This is a genomic window from Pseudomonas sp. HP_12, assembly GCF_055283955.1.
Window position 1 is genome coordinate 1 of the sequence record NZ_JBTOQG010000016.1, and the last position, 15,855, is coordinate 15,855.

At 60.8% G+C, this 15,855-nt stretch carries 12 protein-coding genes; 8 read left to right on the top strand and 4 right to left on the bottom strand.

Translation table 11 applies throughout. The features are described from left to right. Window positions 1–542: 542 nt before the first annotated feature. Together ACYASU_RS13240 and acnB are read right to left on the bottom strand one after the other, a co-directional pair. Window positions 543–1,046, bottom strand: coding sequence for a GNAT family N-acetyltransferase (locus ACYASU_RS13240; RefSeq protein ID WP_463583047.1), 504 nt, complete (start codon window positions 1,044–1,046; stop codon window positions 543–545). Window positions 1,047–1,707: 661 nt separating this feature from the next. Continuing rightward, entirely contained in the window at window positions 1,708–4,308 is a 2,601-nt protein-coding gene (acnB, locus tag ACYASU_RS13245; protein WP_463583048.1) for a bifunctional aconitate hydratase 2/2-methylisocitrate dehydratase, read from the bottom strand. A gap of 426 nt (window positions 4,309–4,734) precedes the next feature. Between acnB and ACYASU_RS13250 the strand changes: the two genes are divergently transcribed. From ACYASU_RS13250 to ACYASU_RS13275, 6 genes are all read left to right on the top strand, one after another. Beyond that, on the top strand, window positions 4,735–5,208 hold the full coding sequence (locus ACYASU_RS13250; protein ID WP_423572634.1) for a DUF1289 domain-containing protein: 474 nt from the start codon (window positions 4,735–4,737) through the stop codon (window positions 5,206–5,208). Between the two features lie 119 nt (window positions 5,209–5,327). After that, complete coding sequence (locus tag ACYASU_RS13255) at window positions 5,328–5,936, top strand: MiaE family protein (protein WP_122537832.1); 609 nt, start codon at window positions 5,328–5,330, stop codon at window positions 5,934–5,936. 144 nt (window positions 5,937–6,080) lie between these two features. Continuing rightward, window positions 6,081–6,554 (top strand): MarR family winged helix-turn-helix transcriptional regulator, encoded by a 474-nt coding sequence (locus tag ACYASU_RS13260; protein WP_192174116.1) that lies wholly within the window; start codon window positions 6,081–6,083, stop codon window positions 6,552–6,554. Then, a complete protein-coding gene (locus ACYASU_RS13265) occupies window positions 6,551–8,047 on the top strand; it encodes an efflux transporter outer membrane subunit (RefSeq protein ID WP_463583049.1) in 1,497 nt (498 codons plus the stop codon). The genes ACYASU_RS13260 and ACYASU_RS13265 overlap by 4 nt, the downstream gene beginning before the upstream one ends. A 10-nt stretch (window positions 8,048–8,057) precedes the next feature. Next, on the top strand, window positions 8,058–9,323 hold the full coding sequence (locus tag ACYASU_RS13270) for an HlyD family efflux transporter periplasmic adaptor subunit (RefSeq protein ID WP_463583050.1): 1,266 nt from the start codon (window positions 8,058–8,060) through the stop codon (window positions 9,321–9,323). A gap of 69 nt (window positions 9,324–9,392) precedes the next feature. Next, window positions 9,393–10,925, top strand: coding sequence for a DHA2 family efflux MFS transporter permease subunit (locus tag ACYASU_RS13275; protein WP_133773439.1), 1,533 nt, complete (start codon window positions 9,393–9,395; stop codon window positions 10,923–10,925). Between the two features lie 153 nt (window positions 10,926–11,078). Here ACYASU_RS13275 and ACYASU_RS13280 read toward each other — a convergent pair whose 3' ends face one another. After that, window positions 11,079–11,831 (bottom strand): UDP-2,3-diacylglucosamine diphosphatase, encoded by a 753-nt coding sequence (locus ACYASU_RS13280; RefSeq protein ID WP_463583051.1) that lies wholly within the window; start codon window positions 11,829–11,831, stop codon window positions 11,079–11,081. Then, a complete protein-coding gene (locus ACYASU_RS13285; protein WP_463583052.1) occupies window positions 11,828–12,331 on the bottom strand; it encodes a peptidylprolyl isomerase in 504 nt (167 codons plus the stop codon). Before ACYASU_RS13285 ends, ACYASU_RS13280 begins: the two co-directional genes overlap by 4 nt. Window positions 12,332–12,606: 275 nt before the next feature. Here ACYASU_RS13285 and ACYASU_RS13290 point away from each other — a divergent pair, with 275 nt between their 5' ends. Next, window positions 12,607–14,304, top strand: a complete 1,698-nt coding sequence (locus ACYASU_RS13290) for a glutamine--tRNA ligase/YqeY domain fusion protein (RefSeq protein ID WP_192174110.1) — start codon at window positions 12,607–12,609, stop codon at window positions 14,302–14,304. 10 nt (window positions 14,305–14,314) lie between these two features. Further along, the gene (cysS, locus tag ACYASU_RS13295) at window positions 14,315–15,697 is read left to right on the top strand and encodes a cysteine--tRNA ligase (protein ID WP_463583053.1); all 1,383 of its coding nucleotides are present in this window, start codon (window positions 14,315–14,317) and stop codon (window positions 15,695–15,697) included. Window positions 15,698–15,855: the final 158 nt, after the last annotated feature.

Below are 15,855 nucleotides of genomic sequence, written 5' to 3' on the forward strand. Positions count from 1 at the left end.
GCAGCTCTTTAGGGATTTTGGGTAGCTCGCGTAACGCAGGTTTCTTTTTGGTTGGCATACATGCACCTCTTACTCATGTTATGCCCGAACACAAAATTTCTGACACCCCCAGTTACGGAAAAGCACCCCAAGTAACCAAGGGTGCTTGCTCCTGGTTGGGCCCTCCTTCGTCGGGTTCCTTCACTCCGGCCTCGCTCCGTGGGCCCGCTGCCATCCGCCATCCATGGCGGGGGCAGCTCTCGCCGCATCCATGCGGCTCGGCCCACTGCGCGAGACCTGCGTTCAGCCTGCACCCAAGTCGCGTCTGGCGGTGTCTGGACTGTTTGTGTTCAAAGATCAAAAGCAAGGCAGATCAACAGCTTCCCGGCTGAAGCCGGTCCTACTGACCGCGCGCGTTTCAAATTGTAGGACCGGCTTTAGCCGGGAAGGGGCCGGTGTGAGCACCATCCCTTTCGCGGAATGTACCCTGATGATCGTGCCCACGCTCCGCGTGGGAATGCAGCCTGTGACGCTCTGCGTCGCTGTTCCAATGGGCTGAGCGGTTATTTCAATCGCGCCATGCTGATGGCGTCGACGAGGACGCCGTCGCGTATGGCGTAGTCGCGCAGGCGGCCTTCGGTTTCGAAGCCGAATTTGCGGTACAGCGCCAGGGCGGCTTCGTTATCGGCAAACACGGTGAGTTCAACCCGGTGCAGGTTCATCCAGTTGTCCGCGACTTCCAGTACGGCGGCCATCAGCCGCGACCCCACCCCTTTGCCCTGCCACCCCGCCGCCACGCCCATGCCGATGGCGCCGACATGGCGCTGGCGAATGCGCGCGTATTGTTCCAGACCGATGTTGCCGATCACCTGACCTTGGTGCAAAGCGACCAGCTTCACCGAACGGTCATCGGCCCCCGCCAGCCGTTTGCGCCAGACATCGGCCGACTGATACGGCATCTGAAGCACCTGACGACACACACTGGGGTCGTTATACAGCGCAGTGACACCCTCGATATGGGCATCGGTAAAACGATGGATCACCACCTGATCAACAGCAACATTCACTGGATTCGTCCTTTGAAAACAGAAAGAGGGGACAGTCTAAGCGGCTGACGGCGGACCTGGCTACGGCTACCCCCGCGCACGATCAACAGCATTCGCGAGCAAGCTCGCTCCCACGGGGACGGCGTCGCTTCATCGGCCTTCGCCCGCTTGAACTGGCGCCTTCCCGGCTAAAGCCGGTCCCACTAAAAGCAACGCATGCAGCCAGTGGGACCGCCTTCCCGGCTAAAGCCAGTCCTACAAAAAAGCATCGCATACCATCAGTAGGACCGGCTTTAGCCGGGAAGCTTTTGATCTGCTTTTGATCTGCTTTGCGCTTTTGATCTTCCTACGCAAAAAGTTCAGACACCGTCAAACGCGACTTGGGTGCAGGCTGAACGTAGACGATGCGCAGTGGGCCGAGCCGCATGGATGCGGCGAGAGCGCCGTCAGGACATGGATGTCCGTTCGGCGCTGGCCCACGGAGCATCGTCGGAGTGAAGGAACCCGACGAAGTCGGGCCCAACCAGGAGCAAGCACCCTTGGTTACTTGGGGATGGTGCGACTTTCGACTTTTCCAAGTAACTCGCCGAAGGCGAAACGTCTGCCCCCAGGCAGACGCCCTTGATCTTCAAAACAAAAAAAACCCCGCCGAAGCGGGGTTCTCTCAACACGGTCTCAGCTATTAAGCCTGAACAACCGGGATATTAGCGTTTGCTGCAGCCTCACGGAATTCCGCGATCTGATCGAAGCTCAAGTAACGGTAAACATCGGCAGCCATACTGTCGATCTTGCCCGCGTACTCCATATACTCCTCGACCGTCGGCAGACGACCCAGAATCGACGCCACCGACGCCAACTCAGCCGACGCCAGGTACACGTTCGCCCCATCACCCAAACGGTTCGGGAAGTTACGAGTCGACGTCGACACCACTGTCGAATTCGGCTCAACACGCGCCTGGTTACCCATGCACAGCGAACAGCCCGGCATCTCCATGCGCGCGCCAGCCTTGCCGTAAATGCCGTAGTAACCTTCCTCGGTCAACTGATGAGCATCCATCTTCGTCGGCGGCGACAGCCACAGACGCGTCGGCAACTGACCCTTCACCTGCTCCAGCAACTTGCCGGCGGCGCGGAAGTGGCCGATGTTGGTCATGCACGAACCGATGAACACCTCGTCGATCTTCTCGCCAGCGACGCTCGACAACAGACGGGCATCGTCCGGGTCGTTCGGCGCGCAGAGTACAGGCTCTTTCACATCGGCCAGATCGATCTCGATGATCTCGGCGTATTCCGCGTCAGCATCGGCTTCCAGCAGTTCTGGGTTGGCCACCCAGGCTTCCATCGCCTGAGCACGACGCTCCAGGGTACGCGGGTCGCCGTAGCCTTCGCCGATCATCCAGCGCAGCAGGGTGATGTTCGACTTCAGGTACTCGGCGATCGACTCTTTCGACAGCTTGATGGTGCAACCGGCGGCAGAGCGTTCGGCCGAAGCGTCGGACAGTTCGAAAGCCTGTTCGACGGTCAGGGTTTCCAGACCTTCGATCTCCAGAATGCGACCGGAGAACGTGTTCTTCTTGCCCTTCTTCTCGACCGTCAGCAGGCCTTTCTGAATGGCGTAGTACGGAATCGCATGAACCAGGTCGCGCAGGGTGACGCCCGGTTGCAGCTTGCCCTTGAAACGAACCAGGATCGACTCCGGCATGTCCAGCGGCATGACGCCAGTGGCAGCGGCGAACGCGACCAGACCGGAACCGGCCGGGAACGAGATACCGATCGGGAAACGGGTGTGGGAGTCGCCACCGGTGCCGACGGTGTCCGGCAGCAGCATGCGGTTCAGCCAGCTGTGGATGATGCCGTCGCCCGGACGCAGGGAAACGCCGCCACGGGTCATGATGAAGTCAGGCAGCGTGTGGTGAGTCTTGACGTCGATCGGCTTCGGATACGCCGCGGTGTGGCAGAACGACTGCATCACCAGATCGGTGGAGAAGCCCAGGCACGCCAGGTCTTTCAGTTCGTCACGGGTCATGGGACCGGTGGTGTCCTGAGAACCGACGGTGGTCATCTTCGGCTCGCAGTAAGTGCCCGGACGGATACCGTCGGTGCCGCAGGCCTTGCCGACCATCTTCTGCGCCAGGGTGAAGCCCTTGGTGCTGGCAGCGGGAACGTCAGGCAGCTTGAACAGCGTCGAAGGCGGCAGGCCCAGTTCGGTGCGGGCCTTGCCGGTCAGGCCACGGCCGATGATCAGCGGAATACGGCCGCCAGCGCGGACTTCGTCAAGCAGCACAGGCGTCTTCAGTTCGAAGGTCGCCAGGACTTCGTCGGTGCCATGTTTGGTGACTTTGCCGGCATACGGGTAAACGTCGATGACGTCGCCCATGTTGATGTTCGATACGTCGAACTCGATCGGCAGGGCGCCCGCATCTTCCATGGTGTTGTAGAAGATCGGTGCGATCTTGCTGCCGAAGCAGAAGCCGCCAGCGCGCTTGTTCGGCACGTTCGGGATGTCGTCGCCGAAGAACCACAGCACCGAGTTGGTGGCCGATTTACGCGAGGAACCGGTACCGACCACGTCACCGACGTAGGCGATAGGGAAACCCTGGCTGCGCATATCTTCGATCTGCTTCATCGGACCGATGGAGCCTTGCACGTCAGGGACGATGCCGTCGCGGGCCATTTTCAGCATGGCCAGGGCGTGCAGCGGGATGTCCGGGCGGGACCAGGCGTCAGGCGCAGGCGACAGGTCGTCGGTGTTGGTTTCGCCGGTGACCTTGAAGACGCGCAGGCTGATCTTTTCGGCCAGGGTCGGACGCTTCTGGAACCACTCGCCGTCAGCCCAGGACTGCAGCACGCCCTTGGCGTGTGCGTTGCCGTTCTTGGCTTTTTCAGCGACGTCGTGGAAGGCATCGAACATCAGCAGGGTGTGCTTCAGTTGCTCTGCAGCGACAGGTGCCAGCTCGGCGTCGTCCAGCAGATCAACCATGGTCACGATGTTGTAGCCGCCCTGCATGGTGCCGAGCAGTTCGACGGCGCGCTTCTTGTCCAGCAGAGGGGAATGAACTTCGCCCTTGGCCAGGGCAGAAAGGAAACCGGCTTTGACGTAGGCAGCTTCGTCAACGCCCGGTGGAACGCGATTGGTGATCAGGTCAAGCAGGAAAGCTTCTTCGCCAGCCGGTGGGTTTTTCAGCAGCTCGACCAGGCCTGCAGTTTGTTCGGCGTTAAGCGGCTGGGGCACGATACCCTGGGCGGCACGCTCTTCGATGTGTTTACGGTAGGCTTCAAGCACAGTATTACCCTCATCAGTGGTCCCAAATGGGTGTCCGGGACGCTCATCCAGAGAAGGTCCGCATCGGCGCTCTCGAACTTTTTAAGGTTTCTTGGCAGGAAGCTGACGATCTCCAACAGAAGCTGTTTTCAAAGTTTTACGCCTGCATGATCGGTCGGGGAGGGGACGCGAGGGACTCGCGTCAAACCGGACTGCGGGGCGGGCTTTGTACGATAAGTGGCTCGCCGGCTTATCGTAAAAAGCCCTGACTGTGCTCGTGACGCTTTGAAAACAGCTTCCAACGGACATTGGCGCCTTAAAAGGCCCGGTGATTCTACGGTAAAAAACCGCTGAAGGTAAGTTAGCCCCTACAGGTTGAAGGGTGTACCTCGTTAGACAAAGGGCTAACATGCCGGCTTGTTTCGTTCGCCGTCGTGTTCCCTTGCCATGCCCAATCAAATCATCAAGACGCCCTGCGTGGGCCTGTGCTCCACCGTCTACGGCGACCTCGTGTGCCGGGGATGCAAGCGCTTTCACCACGAAGTGATCCACTGGAACGGCTACGACGAAGACGCGAAGCGCGCTGTCTGGCTGCGCCTGGAACAGCTGCTGGTGCAAGTGATGGCCGGGAAAGTCGAGGTATTCGATCCGGCAAAGCTGCGGTCGCAACTGGAGCAACGCAAAATCCGTTTCGTCCCCCATCAGTCGGAATATTGCTGGGCCTACCAGCTGATTGCCCGGGGCGCGAGGGTGATCAACCAGCTGGACGCCTACGGCATGGTGCTGCTGCCGGAGTTTCGCGACTGGTCGCTGCCTGAGCTGCGCGATGCCATTGATCGGGAATTCTTCCTCCTCTCCGAAGCGCACTACGAGCGCTACATTGCGCCCGGCTTCCTCAAGGATGCGATGGGCGCGGTTTGATCGTGACCTGATTCTCGCGCCCGGTCCCGACAATCCATGCTTTTCATCTGCGCACGCTGGCTCTGCCCGTCAGGCTCCGTATAATGCTGCGCCTTGCCCAGCCAGCCATCCGTGAACCCATGCAGATCTATCCAGAAATCGACGCTTTCCTGCTTTGCCCCACGCCCGACAGTTGGGTTCAGGCCGCCTTGCAGAATCTGGATATCCTGCTGATCGATCACGCCAACAATGAAAAGAAGGCCGCCGGCGCGGCGTTTCAGTTCATGTTCCAGTACAACGACAAGTTCGACCTGCTGGCCAAGATGTCCCGGCTGGCGCGCGAAGAGCTGCGTCACTTCGAACAAGTGATCGGCATCATCAAGAAGCGCGGCATTCCGATGGCCAACATCAGCTCGGCGCGCTATGCCGGGTCGCTGCGCAAACTCGTTCGTACCCACAACCCGTATCGCCTGACCGACGCGCTGGTCGTCGGCGCCATCGTCGAAGCGCGCTCGTGCGAACGCTTCGCCGCCCTGGTGCCGCATCTGGACGAAGACCTGTCGAAGTTCTACGCCAGCCTGCTCAAGTCCGAAGCCCGGCATTTTCAGGACTACCTGAAACTCGCCTACACCTACGGCACTGAAGCGGACGTCGACGCCAAGATCGAAGAAATCCGCCTGGCCGAGCGCGAGCTGATCCTGAGCCCGGATGAAGATTTCCGCTTCCACAGCGGTGTGCCGGCGCTCTAAGCCACTCTAGAAACCTACCCATTCAGCAGGCGAACTACGTTCGTCCGAATTCGCGCACCCTAAGTATTGTTTCATTGTGTGTTTACTGCCTAGGCAGTAAGATCGCCTCCATTCACTGCCTAAGCAGATAATGGGTGGCTATCAATGGCGCATTTCACTCCTGAAAATTTTCACGACAGTCTGCTGGGCATGTTGCTGGGCCGGACTGAGCAACTGAAAAACCGCATCCTCGACCGGCATCTCGAGCCCCACGGCGTCACTGCGCAGCAGTTCAAAGTGCTGGTGATGATCGCGCGTTTCTGCGCTGAGACCCCGGCCGACATCTGCCGCATGTTGAACCTCGACAGCGGTTCGATGACCCGCATGCTCGATCGTCTGGAACAGAAAAACCTGTTGTCCCGCGCGCGCTCGGAATCCGATCGGCGTCAGGTGCAACTGGTGCTGACCGAGGAAGGCAAGGCGCTCTCCGACCTGTTGCCGGAAATCGGCGCACACGCGATGAACGAGATGGTCGGCGTACTGGAAGACAGCGAGCTGCTGGCCCTGGAAAAGATTCTGACGAAAATTCTGGTTGCCTCGGGCGACCCCATCACGATTGCCCGGATTGCCGAACAATGAGCACTCACCTTCAGCGGGGCTCGACCCTGCGCACGTCCCTGAGCCTGATAGTCGTGGCACTGGTGCTGGCCGGTTGCGCCAGTTCCAAAGGCCTGAAAACCGAAGCCGTCGGCATCGATGCCAACAGTCTGCAGACCGCTCAAAGCCTCAATGGCATCACCCTGTCGCCGGCCGCCTGGCCGAAGCGCGACTGGTGGACCAGCCTGGGCGATCCACAACTCAATAGCCTGATCACCGAAGCACTGCGCGACAGTCCGGACATGCAGATCGCTGCCGCCCGGACCCATCAGGCGAACGCGCAGGCCTATGCCGCCGACGCCGAACGCATGCCGACCGTGGATGCCGACGCCAGCGTCAGCCGTTCGCGTCTGGCCCGCGATCAGGACCCGACCGGGGCGGGCGACCGCTACAGCACCTTGCGCAGCCTGAGCGCCGGCTTCAATTACAACTTCGACTTGTGGGGCGGCCAGCGTGCGGCCTGGGAAGCGGCGTTGGGCCAGGCCCGTGCCAGCGAAGTCGACCAGCAAGCAGCGCAATTGACCCTGGCCGCCGACGTCGCCCGCGCTTACAGCGACCTGGGCCAGGCCTACATCGTCCGTGACCTGGCGGCTGAAGACCTCAAACGCACAAGTCAATTGCTTGACCTGGGCTCGCGGCGCTTCAAGTCGGGCATCGACAGCGAGTACCAGTACGAACAGACCCAGAGCCTGGAAGCCAACTCTCGCGAGTCGTTGGCGGACGCGGAAAAAAGCCTGCGCAGCGCCAAGATCCAGCTGGCCGTGCTGATGGGCAAAGGCCCGGACCGCGGCGAACAACTGAGTCGGCCTGCGGTGCTGCAACCTGCTGCCGTGGCCCTGCCTTCGGTGGTGCCTGCGGAATTGCTGGGCCGTCGCCCGGATCTGGTAGCCGCGCGCTGGCGGGTTGAAGCGGCGAGCAAAAACATCGACGTCAGCAAGACCAACTTCTACCCGAACCTCAACCTGAGCGCGTCGGCAGGGGTGGAGTCGCTGTTGGGTGATGCGATGTTCGGCTCGGCCAGTCGCTTCTTCAACGTCGCGCCGACGGTGTCGCTGCCGATCTTCGACGGCGGCCGTCGCCGTGCCGACCTGGATGCGCGGGACGCCGACTATGACCTCGCCGTGGCGCAGTACAACAAGACGCTGGTCCGGGCGCTGGGTGATGTCAGCGATGGCATCGGTCAGTTGCGCGACATCCGCCGTCAGATCGAGGCTCGCCAGCAGGCGACCGACGTGATTCAGAAATCCTACGACACCGTCGTTCAGCGCTACTCCTCGGGGATCGGCAACTACCTGGACGTGCTGAGCGTCGAGCAACAACTGCTGCAATCGCAACGCCAACAGGCTGATCTCAACGCGGAACGAATCGATCTTTCGATCCAGTTGATGCAGGCCCTCGGGGGAGGCATCGAAGACAGCAAGCCCGGCGATAACGCCGCCCCGGTCGTCCCGTCAACTGCTTCGCTGACTCATTAAGGTAATCGTCATGGCCACTGCCACTACCGACAACAACGCTACAAACGAAGAAAAGGACGTCAACGCCTCCGCGCCTGACAAGGCCGCTGACAAGGGCGCCGAGCAGACCAAACCGACCAAGAACCCGCGCAAGCGCAAGCTGCTGTTGCTCGGCCTGCTGCTGATCGTGGTGCTTGGCGTGCTTGGCGTCTGGGCCTGGTACGAAATGTACGGTCGCTGGAGCGAGAGCACCGACGATGCCTATGTCAATGGCAACGTCGTGGAGATCACCCCCCAAGTCACCGGCACCGTGGTCAGCATCGGCGCCGACGACGGCGATCTGGTCCGCGAGGGGCAGGTGCTGGTGCAGTTCGACCCGAATGACGCCGAAGTGGCGCTGCAAAGTGCCGAAGCCAATCTGGCGAAAGTCGTGCGTCAGGTGCGCGGCTTGTACAGCAACGTCGATGGCATGAAGGCGCAACTGGCGGCCCAGCGCGCTGAAGTGCAGAGAGCCCAGGACAACTACAACCGTCGTCGCAGCTTGGCGGCCGGCGGGGCGATTTCCCAGGAAGAGCTGTCCCACGCCAAGGATGACCTGACCACCGCGCAGAACGCGTTGACCAACATCCAGCAGCAGCTGGCCACCAGCACTGCGCTGGTGGACGACACCCAGGTGTCCTCGCACCCGGACGTCAAAGCCGCTGCCGCTCAACTGCGTCAGGCCTACCTGAGCAACGCACGCAGCACGCTGATCGCGCCGGTCACCGGTTACGTCGCCAAGCGCACCGTGCAGCTGGGCCAGCGGGTTCAGCCGGGCACTGCGCTGATGGCGGTGATCCCCCTCGACCAGCTGTGGATCGATGCCAACTTCAAGGAAACCCAGCTCGGCCAGATGCGCATCGGCCAGCCGGTGGACATCGAAGCCGACCTGTACGGCGGCGACGTCAAATACAGCGGCACCGTGGACAGCGTCGGCGCCGGTACCGGCAGTGCGTTTGCATTGTTGCCCGCACAGAACGCCACCGGTAACTGGATCAAGATCGTCCAGCGTATTCCGGTGCGGATTCACATCAACGCCGACGAGCTGGCCAAGCATCCGCTGCGCATCGGCCTGTCGACCACCGTTGACGTGAACCTTCACGACCAGAGCGGTCCGGTGCTGGCGCAGCAACCGCCGAAGCAGCCGCTGTTCACCACCGATGTCTACGCCAAACAACTGGCCGACGCCGACACGATGATCGCCCGCGTGATCCACGAGAACAGCGCGTCAACCAGCGGCAAGACAGCCCAGCGCTGATTCGCCAATCCATCTGCCACGGCCTGTGTGTACAGGCCGTGGTGATCTTTGAGTGTCAAAGGATTCGCGATGAGTACGAACGCTCCCGCTTCTTTTACGCCGCCAAGCCTGTTGCTGACCACCATCGGCCTGTCGCTGGCGACTTTCATGCAAGTGCTCGACACGACCATCGCCAACGTGGCCTTGCCGACCATCTCCGGCAACCTAGGCGTGAGCTCGGAGCAGGGCACGTGGGTCATCACCTCGTTCGCGGTCAGTAACGCCATCGCGCTGCCGCTGACCGGCTGGCTGAGCCGGCGCTTCGGCGAGGTGAAGCTGTTTCTGTGGGCCACGCTGCTGTTCGTCACCGCCTCGTTTCTCTGCGGCATTTCCACCTCGATGCCTGAGCTGGTGGGCTTTCGAGTGTTGCAGGGCATGGTTGCCGGGCCGTTGTACCCGATGACGCAAACGCTGCTGATCGCCGTTTATCCCCCTGCGAAACGGGGGATGGCATTGGCATTGCTGGCGATGGTGACGGTCGTGGCGCCGATTGCCGGGCCGATTCTCGGCGGCTGGATCACCGACAGTTACAGCTGGCCGTGGATCTTTTTCATCAACGTGCCGATCGGACTGTTCGCGGCGTTCGTTGTGCGTCAGCAGATGGCTACCCGGCCGGTCAGCACCAGCCGCCAGCCCATGGATTACGTGGGGCTTATTACGCTGATCATCGGCGTGGGCGCGCTGCAGATCGTGCTCGACAAAGGCAATGACCTGGACTGGTTCGAGTCGAACTTCATCATCATCGGCTCGGTGATTTCAGCCATTGGCCTGGCGGCATTTGTCATCTGGGAAATGACGGATGATCACCCGGTGGTCAACCTGCGGCTGTTTGCGTTTCGCAACTTTCGCTACGGGACGATCTGTCTGGTGGCGGGCTACGCGGGGTTCTTCGGGATCAACCTGATTCTGCCCCAGTGGCTGCAAACGCAGATGGGTTACACGGCGACCTATGCGGGGCTGGCGGTGGCGCCACTCGGGGTGCTGCCAGTATTGATGTCGCCCTTCGTGGGACGTTATGCGCATAAATTCGACTTGCGCCTCCTCGCCGGGCTCGCGTTTCTGGGGATTGGCCTGAGTTGCTTCATGCGAGCAAGTTTCACCAGTCAGGTGGATTTCGAGCACATCGCGCTGGTGCAGTTGTTCATGGGCGCGGGGATTGCGCTGTTCTTCATGCCGACCTTGAGCATCCTGCTCTCCGACCTGCCGCCGTCGCAGATCGCCGACGGCTCGGGGCTGGCGACCTTCCTGCGTAACCTGGGGGGCAGCTTCGCGGCCTCCTTGACCACGTGGATCTGGATCCGCCGCGCCGATCAGCACCACGCCTATCTGAGCGAAAGCGTGAACGCCTACGAGCCGACGACGCGACATGCGCTGGAGACCCTGGGTGGGGCGAGCAATCAGGCGTATGCACAGCTCGATTCGATGGTCACCAGCCAGGCGTACATGATGTCCACGGTGGACTACTTCTACATGATGGGCTGGGTGTTCCTGTCGCTGATCTTGATTATCTGGCTGGCCAAACCGCCGTTTACCGCGAAGGCGGCGCCTGGGGGAGGGCATTGATTGACGCCGCGCTGTCGGCGTCAAACACAATACTTGTGGGAGTGAGCTTGCTCACGAAGAGGCCGGGACATTCGCTAAATCTTCAGCGGCTGAAATACCGTATTCGTGAGCAAGCTCACTCCCACAGGTTTCACTCCCGACGATAATCCGTGGTCAGTCCTGACCTACCGGCAAACCCGGCTCTGGCTCAAATGCAAACGACTCCAGATGAAAGCCCGACTCATCGATCTGCAGTAACCACCCCTCACGATCCCAATCCCCCAGCACAATGCGCTCCGCCGTGGTCTCATCCAGTTGAAGGTCGTGAACCGCAGGCCGATGGGTGTGACCATGAATCAGCGTCTTCACGCCAGACTCGTTCATCACCCGTGGCACTTCGTCCGGCGTGACGTCGACAATGTCGCTGGCCTTCATCCGCGTCTGCGCACGGCTTTCGCTGCGTAGCTTGCGCGCCAGCTTGTGCCGTGTGCTCAACGGCAGATGCCGCAGCACCCACAGCGTCAGCGGATGGCGCAGGTAACGGCGCATCCGCATGTAGGCTTCGTCCCGCGTACACAGGCTGTCGCCGTGCATCAGCAGCACCGGTTCGCCATTGAAATTCACGACGCTCGGGTCCTTGAGCAGCGTGCAGCCCGCCGCTTTGCAAAAACCCTGACCGATCATGAAGTCGCGATTGCCATGCATCAGGAACACCTGCGTGCCGCTGTCGCTCAGCGTACGCAGCGCCTGGCAAATCGAGCGCTGAAAGGGCGACATGGCGTCATCGCCAATCCAGGCTTCGAAGAAATCCCCAAGGATGTACAGCGATTCAGCCTCGCGCGCGCGACCATTCAGCAGACCGAGAAACGCCCGGGTAATGTCCGGGCGTCCTTCTTCAAGGTGCAGATCGGAGATCAGCAATATCACTCAATGATCTCGGCTTTCTCGATGATCACGTCTTCGGCCGGCACGTCCTGGTGACCGGCCTTGGACGTGGTGGCGACGCCTTTGATCTTGTCGACCACGTCAGCGCCTTCGATGACGTCAGCGAACACGGCGTAACCCCAACCCTGCACGGTCTTGGCGCTGTGGTTGAGGAAACTGTTGTCGGCGACGTTGATGAAGAACTGCGCCGAGGCTGAATGGGGCTCCATGGTGCGGGCCATGGCCACTGAATACTTCTTGTTCGGCAGGCCGTTGTCGGCTTCGTTCTGGATGCTCGGGCGCTTGTCTTTCTTCTCTTTCATGCCGGGCTCGAAACCGCCGCCCTGGATCATGAAATTGCCGATCACGCGGTGAAACACGGTGTTTTCGTAGTGGCCGGCTTTGACGTATTCGATGAAGTTGGCGACAGTCAGCGGCGCCTTTTCTGCGTTCAATTGCAGAACGATTTCACCGTGGTTGGTGGTCAGCTTTACTTTCGACATGGTCAGCTCGCTCTTTGAAGTCGTAATGGGAGGCAGTGATCGCGGCAGTCGGCCATCGGAATGCGAGGCCAGTCCTTCGGATTTACTCCAGGCGCGCAGTTTACAGAGGGTAGCCGTTGCTCGGGTAGTTGCGATTGAGCTGCAGGTTCCGCCGCTGACCGGGCGCCCATCTTGGCAGTTTTGTCACAGCGCGCTGTCAGGGGCTTGACAGCTTCGGCTATGATAGGCGCTTTGATTTAACCGGCCTTCCTGGCCGCGACCCGTACAAGGATCCTATGAGCAAGCCCACTCAAGATGCCGCTGCGAATTCCAAGGCAGGCCCAGCCATTCCAACCAACTTCCTGCGCCCCATCGTGCAGGCTGACCTGGATTCGGGCAAGCACACCCAGATCGTGACCCGCTTCCCGCCGGAGCCCAACGGCTACCTGCACATCGGTCATGCCAAGTCGATTTGCGTCAACTTTGGTCTGGCTCAGGAATTCGGCGGCGTCACGCATCTGCGCTTCGACGACACCAACCCGGCGAAGGAAGACCAGGAATACATCGACGCCATTGAAGCCGACGTCAAATGGCTGGGCTTCGAGTGGTCCGGCGAAGTGCGTTATGCCTCGCAGTATTTCGACCAGTTGTACGCCTGGGCGGTCCATCTGATCGAAACGGGCAAGGCCTACGTCGATGACCTGACCCCCGAGCAGGCGCGTGAATACCGCGGCACCCTGACCGAACCGGGCAAGAACAGCCCGTTCCGCGATCGCAGCGTCGAAGAAAACCTCGACCTGTTCAGCCGCATGAAGGCCGGCGAGTTCGAAGACGGCGCCCGCGTCCTGCGCGCCAAGATCGACATGGCTTCGCCGAACATGAACCTGCGCGATCCGATCCTCTACCGCATTCGTCACGCCCATCACCACCAGACCGGTGATAAGTGGTGCATCTACCCGATCTACGATTTCACCCACGGTCAATCGGACGCCATCGAAGGCATCACCCATTCGATCTGCACCCTGGAATTCGAGAGCCATCGCCCGCTCTACGAGTGGTTCCTCGATAACCTGCCGGTGCCGTGCAAGCCGCGTCAGTACGAGTTCTCACGTCTGAACCTGAACTACACCATCACCAGCAAGCGCAAGCTCAAGCAACTGGTCGATGAAAAGCACGTGCACGGCTGGGACGACCCGCGCATGTCGACGCTGTCGGGCTTCCGCCGTCGCGGTTACACCCCGGCGTCGATCCGCAATTTCTGCGAAATGATCGGCACCAACCGTTCCGACGGCGTGGTCGATTTCGGCATGCTGGAATTCAGCATCCGTCAGGACCTAGACCACAACGCCCCGCGCGCCATGTGCGTGCTGCGTCCGTTGAAAGTCGTGATCACCAACTACCCGGAAGGCCAGGTCGACCACCTCGAACTGCCGCGCCATCCGCAGAAGGAAGAACTCGGCGTGCGCAAGCTGCCGTTCTCCCGCGAGATCTACATCGACCGTGACGACTTCATGGAAGAGCCGCCGAAGGGCTATAAGCGCCTGGAGCCGAACGGTGAAGTGCGCCTGCGTGGCAGCTACGTGATTCGCGCCGACGAAGCGATCAAGGACGCCGACGGCAACATCGTCGAGCTGCGTTGCTCCTACGACCCGGAAACCCTGGGCAAGAACCCTGAAGGCCGCAAGGTCAAAGGCGTTGTGCACTGGGTACCGGCAGCCGAAAGCATCGAATGCGAAGTGCGTTTGTACGACCGTCTGTTCCTGTCGGCAAACCCCGAGAAAGCAGAAGAGGGCAAGACCTTCCTGGACAACATCAATCCAGGCTCCCTGCAGGTGTTGACCGGTTGTCGCGCTGAACCGTCGTTGGCTGACGCTCAGCCGGAAGACCGTTTCCAGTTCGAACGCGAAGGCTATTTCTGCGCGGATCTGAAGGACTCGAAACCCGGTCATCCGGTCTTTAACCGGACTGTGACGCTCCGCGATTCGTGGAGCTAAGGTAGGCAACGTGCTTTCTATCTACAACACGCTCAGCAAGAGCAAAGAAGTCTTCAAACCGCTGGATGGCAACAAGGTGCGCATGTACGTCTGCGGGATGACCGTGTACGACTACTGCCACCTGGGCCACGGCCGCAGCATGGTGGCGTTCGACGTCGTCACCCGCTGGCTGCGTTTCAGCGGCTACGACCTGACCTACGTGCGCAACATCACCGACATCGACGACAAGATCATCAACCGTGCCCGTGAAAACGGTGAAGCGTTCGATGCCCTGACCGCGCGCATGATCGACGCGATGCACGAGGACGAAGCGCGCCTGAACATCCTCAAGCCGGACATGGAGCCGCGCGCCACCGATTACATCGGCGGCATGCACGACATGATTCAGCGCCTGATCGACAAGGGCTATGCCTACGCGCCGGGCAATGGCGACGTGTATTACCGCGTGGGCAAATTCCTCGGCTACGGCAAGCTGTCGCGCAAGAAGATCGAAGACCTGCGCATCGGTGCCCGGATCGAAGTCGATGAAGCCAAGGACGACCCCCTGGATTTCGTGCTGTGGAAAGGCGTCAAGCCGGGCGAACCGAGCTGGGAATCGCCGTGGGGTGCGGGGCGTCCGGGCTGGCACATCGAGTGCTCGGTGATGTCCACCTGCTGCCTGGGTGAGACCTTCGACATTCATGGTGGCGGTAGCGATCTGGAATTCCCGCACCACGAAAACGAGATTGCCCAGAGCGAAGCCGCGACCGGCAAGACCTACGCCAACGCCTGGTTGCACTGCGGCATGATCCGCATCAATGGCGAGAAGATGTCCAAGTCCTTGAACAACTTCTTCACCATTCGCGACGTGCTGGATAAATACCACCCGGAAGTGGTGCGTTACCTGCTGGTGTCGAGCCACTACCGCAGCGCGATCAACTATTCCGAAGACAGCCTGAAGGAATCCAAAGGCGCGCTGGAGCGGTTCTATCACGCGCTCAAAGGCTTGCCGGTCGCGGAGCCTGCGGGGGGCGAGACGTTCGTCGAGCGTTTTTCGACTGCCATGAACGACGACTTCGGGACCCCGGAAGCGTGCGCCGTTCTGTTCGAGATGGTCCGCGAGATCAACCGCCTGCGCGACAGCGATGTCAACGCAGCGGCAGGTCTGGCGGCGCGCTTGAAGGAGCTGGCCAGTGTGTTGGGCGTGTTGCAACTGGAAGCCGATGACTTCCTGCGCGCCGGCGCCGAAGGGCGAGTGGATGCCGCACAAGTCGAAGCCTTGATCGCCGCACGCCTGCAGGCGCGCGCTGACAAGAACTGGGCTGAGAGCGACCGCATCCGCGATCAACTCACTGCCATGGGCGTGGTGCTGGAAGACGGCAAAGGCGGCACGACCTGGCGGTTGGCGGATTGATCAGCCGCGCACACGGTTGATGTGGGAGCGACCGGGGTGGCGCTCCACCTTGCTCGCGAAGGCGGCTTTTCAGCCAATGAAGATGTAGCGACTGTAACCGCCTCTTCGCGAGCAAGCTCGCTCCCACAGTTCATCTGTCACCCGTTACATCTGCGGTG